The following is an 8,557-nucleotide window of genomic DNA, read 5'->3' as shown; positions in this document are numbered from 1 at the left end:
GGTCATACCGCGTTCAGAAGCGTTTGCATGAAGCAGGGTTGAGTTCCGGGGTCACGCTCTCGTTCCAGTCGCTGGATCCCACGACTCTTCGAAATGTCAAACGGGACAACATATCCATCGATTCTTTTGCCCAACTGCAGAGCCGGTACAGCCGCGAGGAAGTTCCCACCTACACGGACATTATTCTGGGCCTTCCCGGTGAGACCTACGACAGCTTTGTCGACGGTTTTTCCACGATAATTGCCGGCGGACAGCATCACTATCTGTTCTTCTATAACTGTCAGTTGCTGCCGAATGCAGAAATTTCTCAGCCCGAACAGATGAAACTGCACGGCATCGTTGGGGTGGACCAGGAGATCGTGGAAGTCCATTCGAACATCGACAAGGGCAGAAACGAGGAGACCCCGGAATACGTGAAGACTGTAATCGCTACGAACTCCCTTCCTCCGGAGAAGTGGGTCGAAACGAAAACCTTCATGTGGATGGCGGATCTTGTGTACTTCCAGCGCCTTCTTCAGGTGCCATTCATCGTGCTGCACGAACTTTATGGACTGGACTACGGCAGATTGATCGAGGCCTTTGCCAAAGCCGACGGTAATCAGTTTCCTGTCGTAAGAAGCGTGGTGGACTTCTTCCATCACAAGGCCCGCGACATCCAGAGCGGTTCGTGGGAATACTGCCCTTCGGAGAAATGGTTGAATGTAGTGTGGCCGGCAAACCAGTATGCTTTGATCGGGCTCGTGCTGGATTCGAAGCTGGGCGCATTTTACCAGGAGGCCAAACGCATCCTTCTGCAGTATGCGCAGGAGAAAGTTTCGTCAGGCTTCGATGCGTTACTTCTCTGCGAAGCCATCGACTTCAACGAGAAACTCTTCCGCACTCCGGCTGCTGGTCCGAGCCTCAGAGTCCGCGTGCACCACAATTTGTGGGAGTTCTGCCAAGGCGTCCTCCGAGGAAAGCCGGTTCCATTGGAAAACAAGCCCGTTGCGTATGCGGTATGGCGGACCCGCCCCACCTTCAAGCGCTCCGAGGATTGGTTGGAATATCTCGTTTACTGCCATAACAACAAGCAGGACTACCTTTACGCCTGCACTCTGCTGCCGGAGGAAAAGCCGGCGGAAGTTGCGTCTCAGTCGGTCCACGCAGCGGCCGAACAGCGTACCTAATGCTCGCGTCGCGGGGAATGGTATCTAACCCGATCAGGAGTTCGAAAGCTTCCTCACGAATGCTTTAAAGAGGTCGCCGCGCTCTCTGTAATCTTTGAAAGTTCCAAAGCTGGGTGCGGCGGGAGAGAGCAGGCAGATGCGGCCTTGCTCCGTCTTCTGGTAGGCGATCTTGACCGCCTGTTCCATCTCACGGACGAAGAAGGCTTCCGGCAGCGCGGCGTGATTTGAATTTGTTTCAATGGCCTGCCAGATGCGGACGCCCGTTGGAGGGAACAGAATCACGGTCCGGATGTTTGCCGGCAGCCGCTGTCCGAATTCCTTGAAGTCGAGGTTGCGCTCGTGCCCGCCGAGAATGAGAGTTTGCACGTTCGAGCCGAGCGCGTCGAGTGCTGCAAGCGTCGCATCCGGAACCGTGGCGATCGAGTCGTCGTAGAAGGCGATGCCTTTGAATGTCCCGACGGGCTCGAGCCGGTGAGGAAGCGGTTTGAATGTCCGGATCGCTTCCGGCATCGCTTCCGGTTTAACTCCGCACAGCGATGCCGCCGCAATCGCCGCCCGCACGTTTTCCAGATTGAACTTTCCCGGCAGCGGTATTTCATCGGCGGCGATCACATCGTCGAGCGGATCGGCACTGCGGACAGGCCTGAGCCCGGCTTTTGTGCGTCCGGCAATGGCCGTGGGAATCGGATGATCGGCCGAGTAGACGAGAAAATCATCGGCGGTCTGGAACTTCGTGATGTTCTCTTTTGCCGCAACGTACTCTTCGAACGTGGCGTAATAGTCCAGGTGTTCGGGAACGATATTCAGCAGCACCGCGATATGCGGGCTGGTTTCGATCTCGGCCAGTTGATGGCTTGAGAACTCATGCACGAACCATGTGCCCGGCGCCGCTTCGTCGATCAGCGCCAGCGGCGGCTGCCCGATATTTCCGACCAGAAACGCAGGCATTCCTGCCGACATCAGGATGTGATGGATGAGCGCGCTGGTCGTGCTTTTTCCTTTCGTCCCGGTGATGCCGATCACCTTTTCCCGCGGGTAGCTGCTGAGGAAAATCTGGGAATGCGAGGTCAGCATGCAGCCCATCTTGCGGGCGCGGACGATAGCATCAAGTGTGGCTGGAATCCCGGGTGTTTTGACGATCACCTGGCTGTTATATCCGTCGGCCGAATCGAGATACCTCGCTCCGAAGTTCACGCTCAGCGCGGTATCGTCCTGAATCCGCCGGATAACGTCTCCGGAAAACGCATCCATGCTTCGGCGATCCGCAATCGATAGCGGTTTCAACGGCCAATGCCGCCGGAGGTATTCGTAAGTCGCCTGGCCTTCCGTGCCGAACCCGAGAATAAGAATGGATTTGGATTCGAGATCCCCCAGTTTCATTCAGTTGAGAATATAGCAGGAGGCCTTGAGAGGAGGGGGAAGGAACCACAAGAAGCACAAAAAGGCACAAGAAATAGGGAAGACCTGTTTTGTCCCTACCGGCGCACAAACTGTCTCCCATGCGTGAACTATTCGAGTCTCAAGACGCCGGCCCTTCTTTATTCGATGCTCCGCCGCCCGAATCTTATGAGCAGGCCAGGGATTTCGTACGCTGGTGTTGCAGCTTCGGCGCCGATTTCCGTAACAGTCCGGACATCACAAACCTGCGGTATTGGGCGCAAAAGAACAACGTCAAAATCAAAGAGCGGGATGAGAGGGAAATTCTCGATACCGCGCGCACGATGTTGCTGAAGAAGATCGAACAAGGCGTCCGGAATGCGGAGCGCACCGAAACGCCGAATTGACTTCATTTCACGGCCCACGCTAATCTCGGCGAATGCGCTCATTTTCCGCCATCGCGCTGGGCCTGGTCTTTGTCGTGTCCTGCGCGCGGCACGCTCCGGACCCGACCGTTCCTCCGGTCGACGGGAATGCAATCAAAGCTCACATTAGAAGCCTGGCTTCCGACCAGATGGAAGGCCGCGCTCCCGGCGGTAAGGGCGAGGAGCTGGCAACCGCATACATCGGCGATTTTTTCAAATCGATAGGCCTGAAGACGCAATTTCAGCCGGTTCCGCTGGTGGGTGTGACATCAACAGTTTCTCCTTTGAAGCTGACAGGGAAAGGCGGCGTCCGAAATCTGAAGCCCGGCGACGAGTTCATGGGATGGTCGAAACAGCAGAAGGACTCGATCCCGGTTGCCGGCGATCTCGTTTTTTGCGGTTATGGAGTCGTGGCCCCGGAATACCAGTGGAACGACTTCAAGGATTCCGTCAAAGGCAAGATCATCGTCGTCCTGATCAACGATCCCCAGCTTGAAGACCAATCCAAGTTCGGCGGTAAGGCAATGACGTATTACGGCCGCTGGACCTACAAATTTGAAGAAGCGGCGAGGCAGGGCGCCGCGGGCGCGCTGATCATTCACGAAACGCCGTTCGCCGGATACGGATGGGAAGTTGTCCGGGGCTCCTGGTCGGGCGAACAGTTCGATATCGTCCGCTCCGATAAAGGCGGATCGACGGTGCCGCTGCAAGGCTGGCTCACGAAAGACATCGCAGCAAGCCTCTTCAAATCGGCAGGCATGGATTTCGACGAGCTCAAAAAAAAGGCTTTGCAACCGGACTTCAGGCCGATTCCGCTCGGCATTTCGGCTGCGATCGATATTCACAATAAAATGCGCACCGTCGATTCAAAGAACGTCATTGGTGTGCTCGATGGGTCCGAAAAACCCGATGAGTATGTGATCTTCACGGCTCATTGGGACCATCTGGGTGTCGGCGAGCCGCAGAACGGCGACAAAATCTATAACGGAGCGGTCGACAATGCCTCCGGCGTCGCGACGATCATGGAAATCGCGCGCGCCGCGGCAAAGATCCAGCCGAGACCGAAACGGTCGTTCGTTTTTCTGGCGGTCACTGCAGAAGAGCAGGGGCTGCTGGGTTCGGCTTACTACGCCGAGCACCCGGTCTTCCCGCTGAACAAGACACTCGCCGACCTGAATTTTGATGGAGCGAATGTGTATGGCCGCGACGACAATCATATTCAAGTGATTGGTTATGGCTATACGACACTGGAAGATTTGCTCCGGGATGTCGCGTCGAAGCAGGGGCGGGATATTGTTCCGAATGGTGAGCCTGAAAAAGGCGAGTATTTCCGCTCCGACCAGTTCAGCTTTGCGAAGAGCGGCATTCCTGCACTCTATACGAGTACCGTGACCCGCCCGGATGAGGATGATTTCACGGCGAAGCGCTACCATAAGCCTTCCGATGAATACGACCCCAAATGGAATATGACCATCGCCGCCAAAGATGCCGACGCTTTCCTCCAGGTCGGCGTGCACGTCGCGAACGGAGAGCAGTGGCCGCAATGGAAGCCGACGGCGGAATTTCACAGAAAGACGGATTGAACGGATTCAACGGATGAAGAAGTCCGTAACGGGCCGCATCGAGGAACTCCGGCAGCAGTTGCGCGAGCACGAGTACCGTTACTACGTCCTGGCCGAGCCCTCCATTTCCGATTTCGATTTCGACCAGATGATGCGCGAGCTCAAGCAGCTCGAAGAGCAGCATCCGGAACTGATCACGTCCGACTCTCCAACCCAACGGGTCGGCGGCGAGCCGGCGAAGGAGTTTCCCTCATACACGTTTTCCAGGCCGATGCTCAGCCTGGAAAATGCGTATTCCGAAGAAGAGCTGGAGGAATGGGGCCGCCGTGTCGTCCAGCTCGCCGAGACGGAGGATGTCGATTACGTCGCGGAACTCAAGATCGACGGGCTCAGCGTGGCGCTCATCTATGAAAATGGCCTGCTCGACAAAGCGGTGACGCGTGGCGACGGCCGCACCGGAGAAGTCGTTACAACCAACGTCCGCACGATCCGCTCGGTGCCGCTCCGGTTGAACGAAAGCGTTTCTGTCGAGATTCGCGGCGAGGTGTTCTTCAACCTTCCTGCCTTCCGCCAGCTGAATGAAGAGCGCGAGCAGGCCGGCGAGTCCCGGTTCGCGAATCCAAGAAATGCTGCCGCCGGCTCACTGCGCCAGCTCGATCCCTCGATGGCCGCCAGGCGCGCTCTCGACTACTACGGTTACTGGATTCAACCGACGCGGGAGCTCCAGTCGGAGAACTTGAAGTGGATTACGAAACTCGGGCTCAAAGTGAATCCGAACCGGACGCTTTGCCGTTCGCTCCAGGAAGTTATCCACTTCTGCCGCCATTGGGAGGCGCATCGCGACGAGCTGGACTACGAAATCGACGGGGTTGTGGTGAAAGTCAATTCCGTCGATCTTCAGGGACGGCTCGGCAGCACTTCGAAATCTCCGCGCTGGGCCATCGCCGTGAAGTTCAAAGCCCGGCAGGCCGTCACGAAACTCGTTAACATCCGGGTTCAGGTCGGACGAACGGGCGCGCTCACGCCGGTAGCGGAACTGGAGCCGGTCCAGCTCGGCGGCACCACGATCCGCAATGCCACGCTTCACAACGAAGACGAGATCGAACGGCTCGGTCTTCAGATCAACGATCGCGTGCTGCTCGAGCGCGGCGGCGACGTCATCCCGAAAGTCGTCAGCGTCGTCGAGCCGGCGCCCGACCGGATTCCGTTCCACATGCCGGCCCGCTGCCCGATCTGCGGCAGCGAAGTCTACCGTGAGGAAGGTGAAGCCGTCCGGCGCTGCCAGTCGCAGACCTGTCCGGCGAAATTGAAAGAATCGCTGCTCCACTGGGCGAGCCGGAAGGCCATGAAAATCGACGGTCTGGGAACCCGCCTCGTCGATCAACTGGTCGAGAAGAGTCTCGTGCGCGATGTTTCGGATCTTTACCACCTGACTCAGGAGCAGCTGGAAGAACTCGAACGTGTGGGGCGAAAGTCCGCCGAGAACCTCCTTCGCGAAATCGCGGCCGGGCCTTCGCTGGAATTCTGGCGACTGCTATTCGGCATCGGTATCCGGCATGTGGGAGAGCGGACGGCGCAGATTCTCGCCGGCCATTTCGGCTCCATCGAGCGGCTGGAACAGGCGAGCAGCGAAGACCTGGAGGCCGTCCACGAAATCGGGCCCAAGCTGGCCGAAAGTGTTCATCAGTTTTTCCGGCAGCCGGAAAATCGCGCATTGATCGAGAGATTGCGCGCGGCCGGCTTACCAATGCGCGGCGATATCGTCGAACAACCGAAGCCGGAACAGACGTTTGCAGGAAAAACGTTTGTTCTCACGGGAACTCTGGACACGATGACACGAGAAGAGGCTGCCGCCCTCATTGCGGAGCGGGGCGGCCGCGTCAGCTCATCCGTCAGTAAAAAGACCGGTTTCGTGGTGGCCGGGCGCGATCCGGGCTCCAAGCTGGATAAAGCGCGGGAGTTAGGGGTCACGATCCTGGACGAACCGGAATTCCGCGGGATGCTATAATCCAGACACTTATGCGACGTTTCCTAATTGGTTTTTTGCTGGCCCTGGTGCCGGTAAGCTTCATCCTCGGTCAGCAGAAAAAGCCGCCGGTAACTGCGGCTCCCAAGGCGGCGCCCAGGCAGGCTGCGCCCGGCTCATCGGAGGACGACCAGACCATTTCGGTGAACGTCGACCTTGTGAATATTCTTTTCACCGTAGCGGACCGGAAAGGCAAATTCGTAACGAACCTGAAGAAAGAAGATTTCAAGGTTTTCGAAGACCTGAAGGCCCAGAGCATCACGAATTTCAGCAGTGAATCGGAATTGCCTCTGACGATCGCGCTTCTCGTCGACACGAGCGGCAGCATTCGGGACAAGCTGAAGTTCGAAGAGGACGCCGCGATCGAGTTCTTTTATTCCACGCTACAGCGCGGCAAAGACAAGGCGCTCCTTATCAGTTTCGATTCCGGCGTCGATCTGCTGCAGGATTTCACCGACGACCCGGAAAAGCTTGCGAACGAGATTCATAAGATCCGCGCGGGCGGCGGCACTTCGCTTTATGACGCGGTTTACCTCGCCGTGAACAAGAAGCTCGCGGGCCAGACTGGACGCCGCGTCGTCATTCTGATCACAGATGGTGACGATAATTCCAGCCGCATCTCGCTCACCGAGGCGCTCGAAGTTGCACAAAAGAACGATGTCACCATTTACTCCATCAGCACGAATTCCTCGGCCTTCTTCGGATCGAAGGAGCAGGAACGCGGCGACAAAACCATGCAGAAGTTCGCCGAAGAGACCGGAGGGAAGCTGTTCCGTCCTCTGAAAAACGAGGACCTCGCCGCCAGTTTCGTGAATATTCGCGAGGAACTGCGGTCTCAATACCAGATCGGCTACCGGCCCAGCAATTCCAGGATGGACGGCACTTTCCGCCGGATCCGCATCGATGTGACCGATAAGCGGTACAAGGCGCGATCGCGCTCCGGTTATTACATGCCCAAGCCTGCGGCGACTACGCAGCGTTAATCCAGCTTCAACTTGCGGATAAACACACCAGCCTGCTGAAACAGCCGGAACGCGCTCTCATTGAGCGGATAGTCCATGTTGTAGATGACTTCCCGTATCCCCGAGTTGATGATCATCTTGGCGCACTGCAGACACGGCGCGAAGGTCGTGTAAATGATCGCATCCTTCAAAGACGTCCCGTGATACGACGCCTGAACGATGGCGTTCTCTTCGCCGTGGGAGCAAAGGCATTCATCCAGGGCCGTGCCCGATGCCGCCAGGCTGTTGCACCGCGGGCACCCGCCTTCATTGCAGTTGCGCGTGCCGCGCGGCGTCCCGTTATAGCCCGTCGAGACCACCCGCTTGTCCCGCACGATAATCGCTGCGACTTTCCGCTTCATGCAATTCGACCGTGAGGCCACCACCTTCGCGATGTTCATGAAGTATTCGTCCCAGCTTGGCCGCTGTACTTCTCGCAGCAGTTTGAGGAACAGTTCGTCGATATGCGGATACAGCTTTTCCAGCGATGCATCGTTGGTCAGCGTGTGGTCCGCCATCAGTTCGACTTTGACGAGGTTCTGCGACGTGTCATCGCCCTCGGCTTCGCGATTCTCGAGCGCTACGAAGTCTTCGAGCGTGCGGGGATCGCTTTCCCGCCGTCGGCTCAGAATCCGCTGAAATCGGACTTCCGCGGGTGCTTCAATCCTGATGAGCTTGAAGTGTTTTGCCGTCCGGAAGGTGTCCACTTCCGCCGGATTGCGGATCGAGTCGATGACGTAGTGTTTGTCGTCTTCGATTTTCGCCAGTACGCGTTCGGCCAGAATATTCGAGCCATAGCGCTGGCGCAGTTCGTTGCCGACGATGATCAGCCGCTCTCGTGTGGGCTCTTCCCCGCGGGCGCGAACTTCATCGCGGATTGCATCGGAGAGCGAATAGTAATAAAAGCTTTTCCGCTGAAGATATCGAGCGACTTCGCCTTTTCCTGCGGCGTTCCTGCCAGTAAGTCCTATTAACATTTTGAGGCCATACGATACTATGA

At 57.3% G+C, this 8,557-nt stretch carries 7 protein-coding genes; 5 read left to right on the top strand and 2 right to left on the bottom strand.

The annotated features are described in order from the left end of the window. On the top strand, window positions 1–1,166 hold a 1,166-nt coding region (locus VGK48_03780), incomplete at its 5' end, for a hypothetical protein (GenBank protein HEY2380284.1). A gap of 33 nt (window positions 1,167–1,199) precedes the next feature. Here VGK48_03780 and murD read toward each other — a convergent pair. Continuing rightward, window positions 1,200–2,546 (bottom strand): UDP-N-acetylmuramoyl-L-alanine--D-glutamate ligase, encoded by a 1,347-nt coding sequence (gene murD / locus VGK48_03775; GenBank protein HEY2380283.1) that lies wholly within the window; start codon window positions 2,544–2,546, stop codon window positions 1,200–1,202. Window positions 2,547–2,665: 119 nt separating this feature from the next. Between murD and VGK48_03770 the strand changes: the two genes are divergently transcribed. From VGK48_03770 to VGK48_03755, 4 genes are read left to right on the top strand one after another with little or no spacing between them, the layout of a single operon-like run. Then, on the top strand, window positions 2,666–2,950 hold the full coding sequence (locus VGK48_03770; GenBank protein HEY2380282.1) for a hypothetical protein: 285 nt from the start codon (window positions 2,666–2,668) through the stop codon (window positions 2,948–2,950). Window positions 2,951–2,982: 32 nt separating this feature from the next. Then, the gene (locus tag VGK48_03765; protein HEY2380281.1) at window positions 2,983–4,551 is read left to right on the top strand and encodes a M28 family metallopeptidase; all 1,569 of its coding nucleotides are present in this window, start codon (window positions 2,983–2,985) and stop codon (window positions 4,549–4,551) included. Window positions 4,552–4,564: 13 nt separating this feature from the next. Next, window positions 4,565–6,538, top strand: a complete 1,974-nt coding sequence (ligA, locus tag VGK48_03760) for an NAD-dependent DNA ligase LigA (protein ID HEY2380280.1) — start codon at window positions 4,565–4,567, stop codon at window positions 6,536–6,538. 11 nt (window positions 6,539–6,549) lie between these two features. Continuing rightward, entirely contained in the window at window positions 6,550–7,539 is a 990-nt protein-coding gene (locus VGK48_03755; GenBank protein ID HEY2380279.1) for a VWA domain-containing protein, read from the top strand. Here VGK48_03755 and VGK48_03750 read toward each other — a convergent pair. Next, window positions 7,536–8,534 (bottom strand): deaminase, encoded by a 999-nt coding sequence (locus VGK48_03750; GenBank protein ID HEY2380278.1) that lies wholly within the window; start codon window positions 8,532–8,534, stop codon window positions 7,536–7,538. The two genes, VGK48_03755 and VGK48_03750, sit on opposite strands and share 4 nt — an antisense overlap. Window positions 8,535–8,557: the final 23 nt, after the last annotated feature.

The sequence above is a fragment of the Terriglobia bacterium genome, from assembly GCA_036496425.1.
Lineage (GTDB): Bacteria > Acidobacteriota > Terriglobia > 20CM-2-55-15 > 20CM-2-55-15 > 20CM-2-55-15.
Note: the sequence above shows the minus strand (reverse complement) of the source record. Positions and strands in the feature narration are given on the sequence as shown.

What these genes read in the sequence shown, in the direction of transcription:
- murD (HEY2380283.1), bottom strand. Translation starts at nt 2,546, where the DNA reads ATGAAACTGGGGGATCTCGAATCCAAATCCATTCTTATTCTCGGGTTC.
- VGK48_03770 (HEY2380282.1), top strand. Translation starts at nt 2,666, where the DNA reads ATGCGTGAACTATTCGAGTCTCAAGACGCCGGCCCTTCTTTATTCGAT.
- VGK48_03765 (HEY2380281.1), top strand. Translation starts at nt 2,983, where the DNA reads ATGCGCTCATTTTCCGCCATCGCGCTGGGCCTGGTCTTTGTCGTGTCC.
- ligA (HEY2380280.1), top strand. Translation starts at nt 4,565, where the DNA reads ATGAAGAAGTCCGTAACGGGCCGCATCGAGGAACTCCGGCAGCAGTTG.
- VGK48_03755 (HEY2380279.1), top strand. Translation starts at nt 6,550, where the DNA reads ATGCGACGTTTCCTAATTGGTTTTTTGCTGGCCCTGGTGCCGGTAAGC.
- VGK48_03750 (HEY2380278.1), bottom strand. Translation starts at nt 8,534, where the DNA reads ATGTTAATAGGACTTACTGGCAGGAACGCCGCAGGAAAAGGCGAAGTC.